This is a genomic window from Streptosporangium minutum (genome assembly GCF_002149035.1).
GTDB classification, from domain to species: domain Bacteria; phylum Actinomycetota; class Actinomycetes; order Streptosporangiales; family Streptosporangiaceae; genus Streptosporangium; species Streptosporangium minutum.
The window spans coordinates 24,501-41,470 of sequence record NZ_NGFP01000015.1; the positions used below are offsets into that span (position 1 = coordinate 24,501).

A 16,970-nucleotide genomic window follows, 5' to 3' on the forward strand; every position below is an offset into this window, starting at 1 on the left:
TCACGGTGCCGTCGGCTGCCGCTCCGGCTGTTGCCCGGCCCGCGGCCGGCCGGGTCACCCCTCGGGTGGCGCGGGTGCTCGACCGGCTCGTATCCGGTGCCCGGTCGAGCACGCCGTATGCCGAAGAGCACGCGGCGACCGGTTGCCGCCCACGCGGACCGCTCCGGCACCGGCACCGGCCCGGTGAACGCCCGACGCGCCCTAACTCGTCACCGCCAGGGCGAGCGGCAGCACGGCGGGGGCCCCGGCGTGGCGGATCATGGCGGCGGCGAGCGTCATGCTCCAGCCGGTGTCGACGCGGTCGTCGACCAGCAGGACCGGACCGCCCGCCTCGGCCACGGCGGCACCGAGCGCCGAGGGCATGGCGAGCGTGCCGCGGATGGCCTGGACGCGCTGCGCGCTGTTGAACTGGCGGCCGGGCGGACCCGACCGGTATCCGAGGTCGCCCAGATAGGACAGGCGCCCGACCTGGGCCAGCCGCTCCGCCAGGCTGCGGACAAGCTGGGGGCGGCCCGCGGAGGGCATCGCGACCACCGCGATCGGGCGCTGGGTCCACTCCCAGGACGACAGCACCTTCACCACCGCGGCGAAGACGTCGTCGGGGACCGGGCCGTCGGGGGCGCCCTCGGCCAGGAGGCCGCGCAGGCGGTTGCCCCAGCCGATGTCGGTCAGCCGCCCCAGGGCGCGGCCGGGCTCGGCGCCCAGCTCGGGCTTGATCCGGCCCTTGAGGTCGGTCAGCCCGGTCGGCCACTGCTTCCGCGCCTCGATCTCCACACCGGGCCGCTGCAGGCTCTCGGCCGCGCGCTCCACCGCCCGCTCCTCGACCTCGGGCGAGCGGTGCGCGCCGGTGCAGTTGTCACACCGCCCGCACGGCGTGGCGGTGTCGTCGTCCAGGCGGTGGCGGAGGAACATCTCCCGGCACTCGGTGCTGTCGAGGTAGTCGAGCATGGCACGCTGCTCGGCCTCGCGCTCCGCGGCGACCCGGGCATAGCGGTCGGCGTCGTAGCCCCAGGCCTCGCCGGTGGCCTCCCAGCCGCCCTTGACCCTGCGCACCGCGCCGTCCACGTCGAGCACCTTGAGCATGGTCTCCAGCCGGGTGCGGCTGAGGTCCACCCTGTTCTCCAGCGCGGCCGTGGACAGCACGCCCCCCTCCTCAAGGGCGGCGAGCACGGTCCGCACGACCGGCTCGGGCGGGAAGGCCAGGGAGGCGAAGTAGGCCCAGATCTCCCGGTCCTCGGCGCCGGGCAGCAGGATCACCTCGGCCCGCTCGACCCCGCGCCCCGCCCGGCCGACCTGCTGGTAGTAGGCCACCGGCGACGGCGGCGCGCCGACGTGGACGACGAAGCCGAGGTCGGGCTTGTCGTATCCCATGCCCAGCGCGGAGGTGGCGACCAGCGCCTTGATCTTGTTGTCGAGCAGGGCCTGCTCGGCGGCGAGCCGCTCGGCCTGTTCGGTCTGCCCGGAGTAGGCCGCCACCTCGTGCCCCTGCTCACGCAGGTAGGCGGCGATCTCCTGAGCGGCCGCCACGGTGAGCGTGTAGATGATCCCGGAACCGGGCAGCTCGTGCAGGGTCTGGGCGAGCCAGGCCAGGCGCTGCTCGGCGCCGCGCAGCCGTACGACACCCAGATGGAGGCTCTCGCGCTCCAGCGCCCCGCGCAGGACGAGCGTCTCCTCACCCATCTGCTCGGCGACGTCGTGGGTGACCCGGGCGTTGGCCGTGGCGGTGGTGGCCAGGATCGGCACGCCCTCGGGCAGCTCCTCGAACATCGTGCGCAGCCGGCGGTAGTCGGGGCGGAAGTCGTGGCCCCAGTCGGAGATGCAGTGCGCCTCGTCCACCACGACCAGCCCCGCGCTCTCGGCCAGCTCGGGCAGGACCTGGTCACGGAAGTCGGGGTTGTTGAGCCGCTCGGGACTGACCAGCAGCACGTCGACCATGCCCTCGGCGACCTGGCCGTAGATCTGCTCCCACTCCTCGGGGTTGGCCGAGTTGATCGTGACCGCGTTGATCCCGGCCCGCTCGGCGGCGGCGATCTGGTTGCGCATCAGCGCCAGCAGCGGCGACACGATGACGGTCGGCCCCTCGCCCAGCTCGCGCAGGAGCGCGGTGGCGATGAAGTAGACCGCCGACTTGCCCCAGCCGGTCCGCTGCACCACGAGCACCCTGCGGCGGTCCATGACCAACGCCTTGATCGCCGCCCACTGGTCCTCGCGCAGCCGGGCGTGCTCGCCCGCCAGCGCCCGCAGCCGCCCTTCGGCCTCTTCTCGCAGCATCTGCTCTTCGCTCACCGGTCATTGGTACCAGGTCCCGCCGACTGTTTCGCTCCGGACGCCGCCCGGCGGCGATGGCCGAACCTTGACCGAACCGCCGGGCCGCCTTCGGCTCCGTCCCCGGGCACCGGTAGGAGAGTGGGGTGACCAACCCGGCACACCGACGAGAATTGCGCTTCACCTACATGCCGAACGTCAGCAGGCTGCGCGCCGACACGGTCGCGGGGGTGACGACGGCGTCCGTCGTCCTGCCCCAGGCCGCGGCCTACGCGACCATCGCCGGGCTGCCGGTGCAGGCGGGCCTGTACTGCGCGCTGGTCCCCATGGTCGCCTACGCGCTGGCCGGCACCTCCCGCCCGCTGTCGGTGAGCACCACCTCCACCCTGTCCGCCCTGACGGCCGCCGCCCTCGCGGCGACCCCGCCGGGCACCTGGCCGACGACGGCCGCCGCCACGCTGGCCGTACTGACCGGGGCGGCCCTTCTGATCGCCGGCGTCCTGCGGCTGGGGTTCCTCGCCGACTTCATCTCCGACCCGGTGATGACCGGCCTGAAGAGCGGCATCGGCCTGACCATCGCGGCCGGCCAGCTCGGCACGGTCATCGGCGTCCGGACGGAGGGGGACAAGGTCGTCGACCGGCTGCTGTCCGCCCTCGGCAGGCTGGGCGACGCCCACGTGCCGACGATGCTCGTGGCGGGCTCGACCATCCTGCTGCTCGTCGTGCTGCGGCGCGTGCCCCACGTGCCGGGCCCGCTGGTCGCGATCGCGGCCGTCACGCTGGTCAGCGCCCTCGCGGACCTGCCCTCGTACGGCGTGGCCACCGTCGGCGAGGTGCCCGGCGGCCTGCCGGCCCCGCTCCTGCCCGATCCCGGCCTGGTCCGGGTCCTGGCGCCGATGGCCCTCGGCATGGCACTGCTCGCCTTCGTGGAGTCGATCAGCGCGGCGAGGATCTTCCGGCACCGGGACGACCCGCCGCTCGACGCCGACCGGGAACTGCTGGCACTCGGGCTGGCGAACGCCGCGGGCGGGATCTTCCGGGCCTACCCGGCGGCAGGCGGTATGACGCAGACCGAGGTGAACGACGCCTCCGGCGCCCGGAGCCAGCGGGCCGAGATCGTGACCGCGCTCTGCGCGGCGCTGGTGCTCGTCTTCCTCGCCCCGGCCCTGGCCCCGCTGCCCGGAGCCGCCCTGGGCGGGCTCGTCATGACCATCGCGGCACGCCTGATCGACGTCCGCGGGCTGGCGGCGATCTGGCGGGCGAGGCGGTCCGAGGCCGCGCTCGCCTGCCTCACGATGCTGGTGGCGGTCGGCTTCGGCATCATGCAGAGCGTGCCGGTCGCGGTCCTGATCTCGATACTCCTGCTGCTGCACCAGGTGGACAATCCGGCGATCTACCCGCTGGGCCGCGATCCCGCCTCGGGGGCCTACCGGGACCTCAGGCGCCATCCCTCGGACGAGACCGAGCCGGGGCTGCTGATCGTGCGCATCGAGAGCCGCCTGTACTTCGCCAACGCCCGCCGGGTGGCGGAACGGGTGACGGCGCTCGTCGGGGCCGCCGACCCCCGCCCGCACGCGCTGCTCCTCGACCTGACCGGAGTGCCCGGCATGGACCTCACCGCGCTGTCGGCGGCCCGGGAGTTCCACGGCGTGATGGAGCAGCGCGGCGTCGACCTCTGGGTCGCCCTCGACAGCCGCGAGCCCGTCGAGATGCTCAGGCGCACGGGCGCCTGGGACCGGCTGTCGGGCCGGGGACGGGTGCACCCGGCCGTGGACGCCGCCGTCGCCGCCTACCGCGCCTCCGGCTCCTCCGGCCCCTGAGCGTCCGCGTGCTCGGGGAAGGCGTTGACGGTCACCCGGTGCATGCGGCGGCGCTCGGTGTAGTCGGCCACCGCGTAGTGCTGGGTGCTGCGGTTGTCCCAGAAGGCCAGCGTGCCCGGCCGCCACTTGAGCCGGACCTGGTATTCGGGAGAGCGGATGTGGTCGATCAGGTACGGCAGCAGCGCCTCGTTCTCCCGGTCGGACAGCTGCACCAGCCGCGTGGTGGAGGCCCGGTTGACGAACAGCGCCTTGCGCCCGGTCTCGGCGTGCACCCGCACCACGGGGCGCTCGATCGGCGGCCATTTGGCCTGGATCTCGGCGAGGTCGAAGTCGTGGCCCTTGGAGATGGCCTTCTTCATCGAGGCCGTGATGTCGTGGATCGCGGTGAGCTCGTCGCACAGCCGCTGGATGGGCGGGGAGAGCGTCTCGTAGGCCAGGTAGGAGTTGGCCCACATGGTGTCGCCGCCGACACTGGGGAGTTGCACGCAGCGCAGCAGCGAACCCATCGGCGGGACCGGCTCGAAGGTGTTGTCGCTGTGCCACTCGTCGCCGCCCTCCCCCTTGGGGTCGGTCTGGTCGAGGACGTGGATCGGGCTGCCGCCGTCCTTCTTGAAGGCCGGGTGGTTGATCGAGCCGAAGTTCTCGGCGAAGCGGACGTGCTCCTCGTCGTTGATGTGCTGGTCGCGGAAGAAGAGGACCTTGTGCTCCAGCCAGCCCCGGCGGATCTCCTGGACCTCGCCCTCCGACAGTGGCTTGCGCAGGTCGACACCGCTCACCTCGGCGCCGATGTGCCTGGTGACGGGCTTGAACTCGATCATCTTGTGGACGCCCTCCGTTTGTGGCCACACGCCGGTCCCGGGGGCCGGGAAGTCCTGTCCGACCCCTTGTCACGAGCATTGCCCGACCGCGCCAATCAAGCAACCGCTTGGTCAAGGATATGTCCTGCCCCGCCCGGGGAGAAAGTGTCTTCGGGCATCCGGGGCGGGGGAACGGAGACACGGAGGAGGGCCTCCGGCACGGCGGGCGGGAGGCCGGGAGGCGGACGGACGGATCACCCGGGCTCCGCGCCATGGTTTGATGCATCTCATTATGGACGTCACAACCTGGTACCTCGAGCAGACCTCACGCTCCGACCTGCTCACCGCCAAGCCGCCGGCGATCGAGGTCGACATCGTGCGCGCCGAGGTCGTCTCGCCCGAGTTCAGCAGGTTCCTGAACACGGCCGTGGGCGGCGACTGGCACTGGACCGAGAGACTGCCGTGGACCTGGCAGCAGTGGGCGGACTGGCTGGAGCGCGGCGTGGAGACCTGGGTGGCCTACCACCGCGGCACCCCGGCGGGCTACGTCGAGCTCATGCCCGATGACGACGCGGCCGTCGAGATCACCTGCTTCGGCCTCCTGCCCTGGGCGATCGGCAAGGGCCTGGGCGGCCACCTGCTCGAGACCGGTACGGCTCGCGCCTGGGACCTGGCCGAACGGCAGCTGGACCGGGAGCCCACCCGGCGGGTGTGGCTGCACACCTGCTCCCTCGACAGTCCGGTCGCGCTCGCCAACTACCGGGCGCGAGGGTTCCGGATCTACGACAGCAGGCTGAACGTCCCCGGAGACGAGCACGAGGGACCCGCGCCCGGTCCGTGGCCGGGAGCCGGTCCCCGCCTCCGCCGCACGCCCGGCGCCTCACCGGATGCCGGCTAGAGGGTCCGTAAGTGTCGGACGGCGTGAGTATGGTATCGAGTCGCGGCGCAGTGTCCGGTCGCCTCGATCGGGGTTGAGCCCGCGGATCACCACCGTCATCATCAAGGAGGTGCCTGCGATGGCTCCGTTCCCCGCGCGTGAGCGCACAGAACGCGTCGCCGTACGCTACCGCATCGCCACCCGCACGGGATATACCGATACCCCGCACCCCGGCCCGACGCTCCTCCAGCGAGCCGACGGCCACCGTCACACCACGAAGACAGAAGGAGGATGCGCTTCCCTCTCGGTCTGAAAGCCGAGGTGCCCGCGCAGGAAATCAGATGGCCCGACGGACGACCACACCCCCGACTGACGAGGATTTCGAGGAGCGGATCGTCGACATCGACGTCTCCGCCGAGATGCGCACCAGCTTCCTCGAATACGCATACTCGGTCATCTACCAGCGCGCGCTGCCCGATGCCAGGGACGGCCTCAAGCCGGTCCAGCGCCGCATCCTCTATTCCATGAGCGAGATGGGCCTGCGGCCCGACCGGGGACACGTCAAGTCGTCACGGGTCGTCGGCGACGTGATGGGCAAGCTGCATCCGCACGGCGACACCGCCATCTACGACGCGCTGGTCCGCATGGCCCAGCCGTTCTCGATGCGGCTGCCGCTGATCGACGGGCACGGCAACTTCGGCTCCCCCGACGACCTGCCCGCCGCGATGCGTTACACCGAGGCCCGGCTGGCCGCCGCGGCCATGGCCATGGTGCAGTCGATCGACGAGGACACCGTCGACTTCAAGCCCAACTACGACGGCCAGGAGACCGAGCCCACGGTCATGCCGTCGGCGTTCCCGAACCTGCTGGTCAACGGGGCCACCGGCATCGCGGTCGGCATGGCGACCAACATGGCGCCGCACAACCTCGTCGAGGTCGTCGCCGCGGCCCGCCATCTGATCAAGAAGCCCGACGCCACGCTCGACGACCTGATGCGGTTCATCCCGGGCCCCGACCTGCCCACCGGTGGCACCATCATCGGCCTGGACGGCATCCGCGACGCCTACGCCAAGGGGCGGGGGACCTTCCGGATGCGCGCCAAGTGCTCCGTGGAGCAGGTCAGCCCCCGGCGCAAGGGCATCATCGTCACCGAGCTGCCGTTCAACGTGGGCCCCGAGCGGGTGGTCACCAAGATCAGAGAGCTGGTCACCGCCAAGAAGCTCCAGGGCATCTCCGACCTGAAGGACCTCAGCGACCGGCACAAGGGCCTGAACCTGGTCATCGAGATCAAGAACGGCTTCATCCCCGAGGCCGTGCTGGAGGAGCTCTACCGGCTGACGCCGATGGAGGAGACCTTCGGCATCAACAACGTCGCGCTGGTGGACGGCCAGCCGCGGACGCTGGGCCTCCGCGAGCTGCTCCAGGTCTACGTGGACCACCGCCTCGACGTGGTCCGCCGCCGTTCGGCCTACCGCCGCCGCAAGCGCGAGGACCGTCTCCACCTCGTCGAGGGCCTCATCATCGCCCTGCTCAACATCGACGAGGTCATCCAGGTCATCCGCTCCTCGGACGACTCGTCCCAGGCCCGCGAGCGGCTGATGGAGGTCTTCGAGCTGTCGGAGATCCAGGCCGCCTACATCCTGGACACCCCGCTGCGCCGCCTGACCCGCTTCGACAAGCTGGAGCTCGACGGGGAGAAGGAGACCCTGGAGGGCGAGATCGCCGAGCTGACCGCGATCCTGTCGTCGGAGGACAAGCTCCGCAAGGTCGTCTCCGACGAGCTCGCCCAGGTCTCCAAGACCTTCGGCACGCCGCGCCGTACGGTGCTGCTGGAGTCCTCCGGCATCACCAGGAACGCCTCGGTTCCGCTGGAGGTGGCCGACGACCCCTGCCTGGTGCTGTTCTCCTCGACCGGGCTGCTGGCCCGTACGACCGACGCCTCCCCGCTGGCCGGTGAGGGTGACCGCTCGGCCCACGACGTGCTGGTCTCGGTGGTGAACAGCACGGTCAGGGGCGAGGTGGGCGTGGTCACCAACCAGGGCCGGATGATCCGCGTCCAGGTGGTCGACCTGCCGACGCTGCCCCCCTCGGCCAACCCGCCGTCGCTGTCCGGCGGGCACCCCGTGTCCGAGTACGTCACGCTGAACCCGGGTGAGACGGTCGTCGGCATCGGCTCACTCGATCCCGACGGCCCCGGCCTGGCGCTGGGGACCGCGCAGGGCGTGGTCAAGCGGGTCGTCCCCGACTACCCGGCCAACCGCGACGACTTCGAGGTCATCGGGCTCAAGGACGGCGACACCGTGGTCGGGGCGGTGGAGCTGACCGCCGAGGATCACGACCTGGTATTCATCACCTCCGAGGCCCAGCTGCTGCGCTACCCCGCCGTCAACGTCCGCCCGCAGGGCCGCCCGGCGGGCGGCATGGCGGGCGTCCGCCTGGACGGCGGTGCCACCGTGATCTGGTTCGGTGTCGTCGATCCGACGCGCGAGTCCCGGGTCGTGACGATCGCGGGGTCCTCCACCGCGCTGCCCGGCACCCAGATCGGCGGCGCCAAGATCTCCGACTACGCCGAGTATCCGGCCAAGGGGCGCGCCACCGGCGGCGTCCGGGTCCAGCGTTTCCTCAAGGGCGAAGACGTTCTGCTCCTCGCCTGGGCGGGCCCCGCACCGGCCCGCGCGGTCTCCACCGTCGGCAAGCCGGTCCCGCTGCCGGAGGAGCTCGGCCGCCGTGACGGTTCCGGTGTCCGTCTCACCCACACGGTGGCGGCCGTGGGCGGCGCCCTCGGCGCGTCCGGCGGGGAGCCCGCCTCCGAGAAGCCGGCCCCCTCGGAGCAGTGACCCTCCGGGTCCTTCCGTGGAGCTCTCAGAGACGGGAAGTCCTGAGAGCTCCACGCGGAAGACCCCGGGGAGCCCTCGGCCCGCACGGAGCGCCTAGTCCGCGCAGAGGCAGAACGGGTGCCCGGCCGGGTCGAGGAAGACGCGGAAACTGTCGTTCTCACTCGGCTGGTACCGGTGTTTGACCGCCCCCAGGGCGAGCACCTCGGCCTCCGCCTGTTCGAGGTCGTCCACCGTCAGGTCCAGGTGTAGCTGCTGGGGCCGGTCGGGGTGGGGCCAGTCGGGCGGCTGGTGGTCCTTGACGAGCTGGAAGCAGATCCGTTCAGGCCGCCCGTCGGTGACGACCACCCAGTCGTCCTCGACCGAGGTGATCGCCCAGCCCAGGATGGCGCTGTAGAAATCAGCCAGACGCTTCGGGTCCTGGCAGTCGAGAACCACCGACCGCATCCGCACGATTGCCATGTCGCCTCCAAGGTTTGACACCGTCATCAAGTTTATGGCGGTGTCGTCTGAGGTTTCAACGATGCTTGGCGCCGAGCACGGTCAGCGCCCACGGAGCACGCCGGGCCAGTGCCACCACGGCCTTGATCCGTGTTTCCCCGGCGGGCGGGTTCAAACCGAGCGCCGCCGCGTCTCCCGGGTCCGACGCCGCCCGTACGGCGACCTGGAGCGGACGGCTCGCCGGAGCCGGGGAACCCGGTCCGGCCGTCCTGATCCTCAGGGAATCCCGACCGCAGCTCCGGCTGCCGGGGAGACCGGGCGACGGAGCGTCGCCGATCAGGTCAGCGACCCCTGGAGAGCGGACCGGATCGCCGTCAGCAACTGCCAGGGCTCACCGGACTCCCACGAACGGACGAGCCCCGCCACCTGCTCTCCGGGCTGGAAGTCGTCGAAGCCGTGCGGGCCGAAGCAGCCTGTCTCCACGAGAACGGTCACGAGCGGGTCGTCATCGCCGAGCGACCGGGTGTAGGCCGCCGCGTCGAGCAGGGCGAGCGCCGAGCGGGCGTTGCGGCCCCCGTCGCGGACCTCCACCCGGTCCAGCTTCCGCCTGCCCTCGGCACGCAGATATTCGGCCAGGGATTCGATCCTGCTCATGACCCTCTCCAGATTTCCGCGCTTTGCGTCACGACATCATCACCCATGGTGAAGGAGAAGTGTGGGATCTTCCCCAAGTCGAGCCGGACAGGCCCCCCGGCAGCTTTTCCGAAAAGAGCATGCAGGATCATAAATGCGTCGATTCCGCCGACCGAAAGGTGTTCACGTGAGTGCCTTCGACGACCTGCTGGCCGCCAACAAGGAGTTCTCCACCACCTTCACCGATGCCGCCCTGACCGGTAAGGCAGCACGCGGCCTGGCAGTGGTCACCTGCATGGACTCCCGGATCGATCCGCTGGGGGTGTTCGGCCTGAAGGCCGGCGACGCCAAGATCCTGCGCAACGCCGGCGCCCGGGTGACTGACGACGTGTTACGGACCCTCGTGCTGGCGGTCTACCTCCTGGGCGTGAACCGGGTGCTGGTCATGCCGCACACCGACTGCGGCATGGCGAAAAGCACCGACGACGACGTGCACAAGCTCGCCGCGCAGCACGGCGTCGACACCCGGAGCCTGGACTTCCACACCGTCCCCGACCAGGATGCCGCCCTGCGCCATGATCTGACCCGCATCAGGACCAGCCCGTTCCTGCCGCCGGACCTGGCCATCGGGGGCGCCATCTACGACGTGCGCACCGGCAAGCTCATGCCGGTCGAGTTGTAGCGGCCCGCCCGTCGCGGGGCGGGCGCACCGGAGAGCACGCCGAGCACGGGCCCCGGCCCGCGACCGGACCGGCTACACCGCCGGTCCGGTGACGGGGCAGACCGGCCGTCACCTGTGACCGGGTCGGCGGCGCCAGGGGGCAGCGCGACCGCAGACGTCGTCCCTGCCCGGAGGCTGCCGCCCGCCGGCCCGGCTCAACCGGTGGCGGCTGCCGTACGGCTCAGCCGTCGGTGCGGACGCGCCGTACCGGCAGGAGGCGGCCGTGAACGGTCAGGCGGGCGTCAGCGTGGGCCGTGAAGACCTCCGGTCGAACGGTGAAGACGGCATCCACCACATCCGGAGGCCTTCCTACCGATCAGGTCCGACCGGCGACGACACCCGTGATCGACACGGCTAGGCCCGTTTTCCACACGTGCGACATCGTCGCAGGTCAGACTCTATGCAAGAGCCAACGCTGCACGTAGTCTTCCCAGGTCGACGGGGGTTGCGTGCGGAGGCGGGGCTAGGCGTCGATGTGGTCGCGGTCGACCTCGGCCGCGCTGCCCACGATGAACTCCCGGCGGGGGGCCACATCGCTGCCCATCAGGAGATCGAAGATGCGCTCGGCCGCCTCGATGTCCTCGATCCTGACCCGGCGCAGGGTCCGGTGACGGGGTTCCATGGTCGTCTCGGCCAGCTGGTCGGCGTCCATCTCACCCAGACCCTTGTAGCGCTGCACAGGGTCCTTCCAGCGCTTGCCGCGACGCTCCAGGTCGCGCAGGACCCGGTGCAGCTCGGCGTCGGAGTAGCAGTAGACGTATTTGCTCTGACCGCGACCGGGGTTGGTGACCTCGATCCGGTGCAGCGGCGGGACTGCGGCGAAGACGCGGCCGGCCTCGACCATCGGCCTCATGTAGCGGTGGAACAGGGTGAGCAGCAGGCAGCGGATGTGCGCGCCGTCCACATCGGCGTCGGCCATCAGGATGACCTTGCCGTAGCGTGCGGCCTCGATGTCGAACGAGCGGCCCGAGCCCGCGCCGATGACCTGGATGATCGCAGCGCACTCGGTGTTCTTGAGCATGTCGGCGACGGACGCCTTCTGCACGTTCAGGATCTTGCCGCGGATCGGCAGCAGCGCCTGGAACTCCGAGTCACGCGCCGCGCGGGCGGTGCCCAGCGCCGAGTCGCCCTCGACGATGAACAGCTCGCTGCGGTCCACGTCGTCGCTACGGCAGTCGACCAGCTTGGCGGGGAGCGCGGAGTTCTCCAGGGCGGTCTTGCGCCGCTGGTTGTCGCGGTGCTCGCGGGCGGCGATGCGGGCCTTGGCCGCTGCGACGATCTTCTCCAGGGCCGCCCGCAACTGCGGCTTGAGCGCGCGCGAGGGGTTGGTGAACAACTCCTTGAGCTCACGGGAGACGACGTGGGAGACGATCCGGGAGGCGGCCGAGGTGCCCAGGACCTCCTTGGTCTGCCCCTCGAACTGCGGCTCGGGCACCCGGACGGTCACCACTCCGGTGAGGCCCTCCAGGATGTCCTCCCGGGTGACCGGGGCGTCGCCGTTCTTCAGCAGACGGGTCTCGCGCAGCTGCTCGTTGAGCGTGCGGACCAGGGCGCGCTCGAAGCCGTTGACGTGGGTGCCCCCCTTGGGGGTGGCGATCACGTTGACGAAGGACCGGACGGTGGTGTCGTAGCCCTTGCCCCAGCGCAGCGCGACGTCCACGGTGAGCTCGCGCTGGACCTCGGTGGGGGTCATGTGCCCCAGGTCGTCGAGGACCGGAACGGTCTCGTGGAAGTGGCCGACGCCCTGCAGCCGCAGCACCTGGCAGACGCCCTCGTCGCGGGCGAGGAACTCGGTGAACTCCGAGATCCCGCCGTCGAAGTGGAACTCCTCCTCGGTGGCCTCCTCGCCCCGGCTGTCGCGCACGGCCAGGGTGAGACCGGGGACCAGGAAGGCGGTCTGGCGGAGGCGGACGTGGATCTCGTCGAGGGAGACCTCGGCCTCGGGCAGGAAGATCTGGTGGTCCACCCAGAAGCGGACGCGGGTGCCGGTGACCTTGCGGGCGAGCTTGCCGCCGTCGCGCAGACCGGACTTCTTCTTGAACTTGGCGGTGGGCCCGTCGCCGTCGAAGACGCCGGGAACGCCCCTGCGGAAGCTGATCTCGTGGATCCGGCCGTCGCGGTCGACCTCGACGTCCAGCCGGGAGGACAGGGCGTTGACCACGGAGGCGCCGACGCCGTGCAGGCCGCCCGAGGCGCCGTAGGAGCCGCCGCCGAACTTCCCGCCCGCGTGCAGCTTGGTGTAGACGAGCTCGACTCCGGCCAGGCCGCTCTTGGGCTCGACGTCGACGGGGATGCCCCGGCCGTTGTCGCGCACCTCGATCGATCCGTCGGCGTGCAGCTCGACCTCGATGCGGTCGCAGTGCCCGGCCAGGGCCTCGTCGACCCCGTTGTCCACGATCTCCCAGAGGCAGTGCATGAGACCGCGACTGTCGGTCGACCCGATGTACATGCCCGGGCGTTTGCGGACGGCTTCGAGACCCTCCAGAACCGACAGATGACGGGCTGTATAACCCGCCTCCACGCTAACTGCGGTCACACCCACTCCCACTCTGCTCGAACACGTGTGCGCAGCCTACCGTCCTTCCCGGCGCGGCGTGTACAAGCTTGCCATCCGGTAGCCAACAGTGTTACTTCCGGCGTGCTCGCCGTTACTTTCGGACACTTTCCGCTCTCGGCGTAGCGGGGGGTCGGTTGGGAACGTTCGCATCGGGTTAGATGTTCTCTCAAGTGACTGACGCCAGATCCTCCACAAGGGGATGACCTGAAAGGCGATACGTGACTGGAACCCTCGCCCCCGCCAAGCAGCTGACGGCCACGGACCGCTGTGACCGGTGTGGCGCCCAGGCCTACATCCGCGCAACCTTGCCCGTAGGTGGGGAGCTGCTCTTCTGCGCCCACCACGGGCGGCAGCACGTAGCTGTGCTGAGAGCCAAGGGCGCCGACATCCAGGACGAGTCGGCACGCCTCAGCGACACCCCTGCAACCGCGAACAATGACGAACGGTAGGAATCACCGGACCCGGTAGTGATATCGGCCCGACACCGTGAAGCCCTGTTGCTCGTAGAGCGACCGGGCCGCGGCGTTCGATTCCACCACGACCAAATATGCCTTCCGTGTGCCCTGCTCCCGCGCATGTGAGAGCAGGGCACGCAATATCTCTCGGCCATGGCCCTGGCGCCGCGCGTGCGGCACCACCGCCATGGAGTAGATCCCGAACCATTCTCCCTGCTTGACGCCCCGCCCGACGGCCTGGCGTCCCAGCGAGGCGTACACAGCGGGCACGCCGGTGAGGATCCGCGCGGCCGTCGCCAAGCCCTCGTCACCGAATCTCCCGTCCACGCTCCACCAGGTGTCCAGCCACGCCTGTGACGGCGTCTGCGCGAGCTCGACCCCTTCCGCTGCCGGTACGGCGCGCGCCAGCGGCGCCGTCATCACCAGTGTGGGGTCCACCATCCGATAATCACGCGCCCGCAGCGCCTCGTCCAGCCCGGGAGTCGCGCCTCCGCCCATGGAGAACACGCTCGGCAGCCCCCGGTCGGCGTAGAACTTCTCGGCCTCGGCGATGGCCGCCTCCAGATCCTCCGGCTCCCCCAGCGGCAGCACCGAGTTGGCCCGCTTGGTCACCCCGTCCATGGCACGCAGCACCCATCCCCCCGTATCCACCCGGTCGGCGGCGGGCCATGCCTGATCGACAAGACGGGCGAAGACTTCATCGTTCACAGCCGTGGATCCGTTCATAGCCGTGGAGCCTAGCCACCGTCCGTCGCACTACCCTCGGTGACTGTGCTGATTCTGCTGCCGCCGTCGGAGGGGAAGGCCGAGCTGGGCAACGGCCCCGCTCTTGAGCTGTCCCGGCTGAGTTTCCCGTCCCTGAACGCCTCCCGGGAGGTCGTCCTGGAGGCGCTCGCCGCGCTCTGCGCGAGATCCGGGGCGCAGACCGTGCTCGGACTGTCGCAGGGACAGCTGGGCGAGATCGGCAAGAACCGGGATCTGCGGGGGGCACCCACCCTGACGGCCGCCGAGCTCTACACCGGGGTGCTCTACGACCATCTCGGCCTGGCCTCACTGTCTTCCGGGGCGGCCGGGCGCGCGGCGGAGAGCCTCGTGATCTTCTCCGGTCTCTGGGGTCTGCTGCGGATCGGCGACCGGGTGCCGCCGTACCGCCTGTCCATGGGCGTGAAGCTGCCGCCGCTGGGCGGACTGGGCGCCTACTGGCGCCGGTCCGTCACCCCGGTTCTCGACGCCGAACCCGGCCTGGTGGTGGACATGCGCTCCAGCACCTACGCGACGGCCTGGCAGCCCGGCGGCCGGGCCGTGGCCGTACGGGTGCTCAAGGACGGCAAGGTCGTCAGCCACATGGCCAAGGCCACCCGGGGAGTGATCGCCCGTTCCCTCCTGGAGGGAGACTGCGACCCGCAGACCCCGGAGGAGCTGGTCAAGGTCCTGGACAGCCTCGGCCACACCGTCGCCCTCGGCCAGGCCCCCACGGGCAGGCGGTCATGGACTCTCGACGTCACGGTGTGACCCGCGACCACGTCGCAGCATCCGGCACGGTGCGACCTGCGGCGCGTCACGACCTGCGGCGCGTCACGACATCCGGCACGCTGTGATCCGCGGCCGCGTCACGGCATCCGGCAGGCCCTTGCCGGCCGCGTCGCGACACGCCGCGGGACAGCGCCGGGACGTCGCGTCCGGCCGGGAGCCCGGCCTCTCCTCCTCCAACGACGCAGGGCCCGCGCCGGATGGCACGGGCCCTCGCCGGAAGAGACCTCAGTCCAGGTAGTCGCGCAGGACCTGGGACCGGGACGGGTGGCGGAGCTTGGACATGGTCTTGGACTCGATCTGCCGGATGCGCTCGCGCGTCACCCCGTAGACCTTGCCGATCTCGTCCAGCGTCTTCGGCTGACCGTCGGTGAGACCGAAACGCATCGAGACCACGCCCGCCTCACGCTCGGACAAGGTGTCCAGAACGGAGTGGAGCTGCTCCTGCAGGAGCGTGAAACTGACCGCGTCGGCCGGGACGATCGCCTCGGAGTCCTCGATGAGGTCACCGAACTCGCTGTCGCCCTCCTCACCCAGCGGGGTGTGCAGGGAGATCGGCTCACGACCGTACTTCTGGACCTCGACGACCTTCTCAGGGGTCATGTCGAGCTCGCGCGCCAACTCCTCGGGAGTGGGCTCACGGCCGAGGTCCTGCAGCATCTGCCGCTGGACCCGGGCGAGCTTGTTGATCACTTCGACCATGTGGACCGGGATGCGGATGGTCCGCGCCTGGTCGGCCATGGCGCGGGTGATCGCCTGCCGGATCCACCACGTGGCGTAGGTGGAGAACTTGTAACCCTTGGTGTAGTCGAACTTCTCGACCGCACGGATCAGGCCCAGGTTGCCCTCCTGGATCAGGTCCAGGAAGAGCATGCCGCGGCCGGTGTAGCGCTTGGCCAGCGAGACCACCAGACGGAGGTTGGCCTCCAGCAGGTGGTTCTTGGCCCGGCGGCCGTCCTCGGCGATCCATTCGAGTTCGGCGCGGACGTCCACCGGAAGCTTGTCCCCGTCGGTGCCGAGCTGCTCCTCGGCGAACAGACCTGCCTCGATGCGCTTGGCGAGCTCGACCTCCTGCTCGGCGTTGAGCAGGGGGACCTTGCCGATCTGCTTGAGGTAGTCCTTGACCGGGTCGGCCGTGGCGCCGGCGGCGGCGACCTGCGGCACGGGGGCGTCGTCGTCGTCGTCGGAGAGGATGAGGACCTCGTCCTCGTTCTGCTCGACGGCCTCGACCTTCGGCTCCTCTTCGGTCTCGGTCTCGGTCTCAGCCTCGACTTCGACCTCGACTTCCGTCTCGACCTCCACCTCGAGGTCGAAGTCCTCGATCTCGACGTCGTCCTCGAGCTCGATGACCTCGTCGTCCTCGCCGCCGGCCGTCTTGGGCTTGGGCTCGGACTTGGCCGCGAGTGCGGGCCCCTCGGGTCCGGCCTTCTTCGGCGGCGGTCCGGGGATCGGCTTCTTGGCAGCCGGGGCGACCTTCTTGGCGGGAGCCGTCGGCTTCTTGGCCGCGGGCGTGGGCTCGGAGCCGCCGACGACCGCGGTGACGGTCTCCGGCTGCTCCTTGGCCGCCGCGGCGGTCTTGGTCTTTTTGACTGTGGCGGGAGCGGCGGGGGTACGGCGCTTGGTCGAAGTCCGAGACTTCTTGGGAGCCGCGGAGTCCTCAGCAGTCAGTCGTACGGTGATGCCCTCTTTGCTGAGGCTGCGCAGGATTCCAGCGACCTGCGCCATCGGAATGTCCGCTTCCTCGACGGCCTTGCGGACATCCTCGGACTCGAGGAACCCCTGCGAGCGCCCCCGCTCCATCAGCTGCTGAATGACGGGCTCGTTCAGCTCGGATGGCTTCGAGCGAGTCGAACTTGCAGGCGACACGAACACCTCTCGAAGGAAAGCGTGACGAGAATGGACCCAGATGCCCACTAGGGGCAGATACCTCTAGTTGTCATGATGAACGAGGCCGCGAACCGCGACGCACCTGTCCAGCATTGTGGCACGACACCGTGATCCATACGGCCGCCTCCTGGCGGTTGCCCTCCACCCTAGGCC

Annotated in this window: 13 protein-coding genes; 6 read left to right on the forward strand and 7 right to left on the reverse strand. The window is 70.4% G+C overall.

Annotated features, from left to right (window positions below):
* Positions 1-201: 201 nt before the first annotated feature.
* Positions 202-2,271: a RecQ family ATP-dependent DNA helicase gene (locus CA984_RS05520; protein WP_086568910.1), complete on the reverse strand. Its 2,070-nt coding sequence runs from the start codon at positions 2,269-2,271 to the stop codon at positions 202-204.
* A 140-nt stretch (positions 2,272-2,411) separates the two neighbouring features.
* Between CA984_RS05520 and CA984_RS05525 the strand changes: the two genes are divergently transcribed.
* Positions 2,412-4,085 (forward strand): SulP family inorganic anion transporter, encoded by a 1,674-nt coding sequence (locus tag CA984_RS05525; protein ID WP_133061556.1) that lies wholly within the window; start codon positions 2,412-2,414, stop codon positions 4,083-4,085.
* Here CA984_RS05525 and CA984_RS05530 read toward each other — a convergent pair.
* Positions 4,055-4,903: a TauD/TfdA dioxygenase family protein gene (locus CA984_RS05530; protein ID WP_031170059.1), complete on the reverse strand. Its 849-nt coding sequence runs from the start codon at positions 4,901-4,903 to the stop codon at positions 4,055-4,057. The two genes, CA984_RS05525 and CA984_RS05530, sit on opposite strands and share 31 nt — an antisense overlap.
* Before the next feature lie 271 nt (positions 4,904-5,174).
* On the opposite strand from CA984_RS05530, the gene CA984_RS05535 reads away from it, so the two are divergent.
* A complete protein-coding gene (locus CA984_RS05535) occupies positions 5,175-5,780 on the forward strand; it encodes a GNAT family N-acetyltransferase (RefSeq protein WP_086568857.1) in 606 nt (201 codons plus the stop codon).
* A 320-nt stretch (positions 5,781-6,100) separates the two neighbouring features.
* Positions 6,101-8,596 carry a DNA gyrase/topoisomerase IV subunit A gene (locus CA984_RS05540; protein ID WP_086568860.1) on the forward strand — a complete coding sequence of 832 codons (2,496 nt, stop codon included), beginning with the start codon at positions 6,101-6,103 and terminating at the stop codon, positions 8,594-8,596.
* 93 nt (positions 8,597-8,689) lie between these two features.
* Here CA984_RS05540 and CA984_RS05545 read toward each other — a convergent pair whose 3' ends face one another.
* Positions 8,690-9,055: a VOC family protein gene (locus CA984_RS05545; protein WP_086568862.1), complete on the reverse strand. Its 366-nt coding sequence runs from the start codon at positions 9,053-9,055 to the stop codon at positions 8,690-8,692.
* Between the two features lie 315 nt (positions 9,056-9,370).
* Positions 9,371-9,688 carry a hypothetical protein gene (locus CA984_RS05550; RefSeq protein ID WP_086568864.1) on the reverse strand — a complete coding sequence of 106 codons (318 nt, stop codon included), beginning with the start codon at positions 9,686-9,688 and terminating at the stop codon, positions 9,371-9,373.
* 166 nt (positions 9,689-9,854) lie between these two features.
* On the opposite strand from CA984_RS05550, the gene CA984_RS05555 reads away from it, so the two are divergent.
* The gene (locus CA984_RS05555) at positions 9,855-10,349 is read left to right on the forward strand and encodes a beta-class carbonic anhydrase (RefSeq protein ID WP_242675753.1); all 495 of its coding nucleotides are present in this window, start codon (positions 9,855-9,857) and stop codon (positions 10,347-10,349) included.
* A gap of 502 nt (positions 10,350-10,851) precedes the next feature.
* Here CA984_RS05555 and CA984_RS05560 read toward each other — a convergent pair.
* The gene (locus CA984_RS05560; RefSeq protein ID WP_207620746.1) at positions 10,852-12,924 is read right to left on the reverse strand and encodes a DNA gyrase/topoisomerase IV subunit B; all 2,073 of its coding nucleotides are present in this window, start codon (positions 12,922-12,924) and stop codon (positions 10,852-10,854) included.
* Between the two features lie 239 nt (positions 12,925-13,163).
* Between CA984_RS05560 and CA984_RS47715 the strand changes: the two genes are divergently transcribed.
* Positions 13,164-13,394 (forward strand): DUF7455 domain-containing protein, encoded by a 231-nt coding sequence (locus CA984_RS47715; protein WP_012893512.1) that lies wholly within the window; start codon positions 13,164-13,166, stop codon positions 13,392-13,394.
* Positions 13,395-13,397: 3 nt separating this feature from the next.
* Here CA984_RS47715 and CA984_RS05570 read toward each other — a convergent pair whose 3' ends face one another.
* A complete protein-coding gene (locus tag CA984_RS05570; protein ID WP_086568872.1) occupies positions 13,398-14,108 on the reverse strand; it encodes a GNAT family N-acetyltransferase in 711 nt (236 codons plus the stop codon).
* Between the two features lie 63 nt (positions 14,109-14,171).
* Between CA984_RS05570 and CA984_RS05575 the strand changes: the two genes are divergently transcribed.
* The gene (locus tag CA984_RS05575; protein WP_086568913.1) at positions 14,172-14,912 is read left to right on the forward strand and encodes a YaaA family protein; all 741 of its coding nucleotides are present in this window, start codon (positions 14,172-14,174) and stop codon (positions 14,910-14,912) included.
* 246 nt (positions 14,913-15,158) lie between these two features.
* Here the strand turns inward: CA984_RS05575 and CA984_RS05580 are convergent, their stop codons facing one another.
* The gene (locus tag CA984_RS05580) at positions 15,159-16,796 is read right to left on the reverse strand and encodes an RNA polymerase sigma factor (protein WP_086568917.1); all 1,638 of its coding nucleotides are present in this window, start codon (positions 16,794-16,796) and stop codon (positions 15,159-15,161) included.
* Between the last annotated feature and the right edge of the window lie 174 nt (positions 16,797-16,970).

Bases quoted from the DNA above. Each gene is read 5' to 3' on its own strand.
- CA984_RS05520 (WP_086568910.1), bottom strand. From the start codon at position 2,271: ATGCTGCGAGAAGAGGCCGAAGGGCGGCTGCGGGCGCTGGCGGGCGAG.
- CA984_RS05530 (WP_031170059.1), bottom strand. From the start codon at position 4,903: ATGATCGAGTTCAAGCCCGTCACCAGGCACATCGGCGCCGAGGTGAGC.
- CA984_RS05535 (WP_086568857.1), top strand. From the start codon at position 5,175: ATGGACGTCACAACCTGGTACCTCGAGCAGACCTCACGCTCCGACCTG.
- CA984_RS05540 (WP_086568860.1), top strand. From the start codon at position 6,101: ATGGCCCGACGGACGACCACACCCCCGACTGACGAGGATTTCGAGGAG.
- CA984_RS05545 (WP_086568862.1), bottom strand. From the start codon at position 9,055: ATGGCAATCGTGCGGATGCGGTCGGTGGTTCTCGACTGCCAGGACCCG.
- CA984_RS05550 (WP_086568864.1), bottom strand. From the start codon at position 9,688: ATGAGCAGGATCGAATCCCTGGCCGAATATCTGCGTGCCGAGGGCAGG.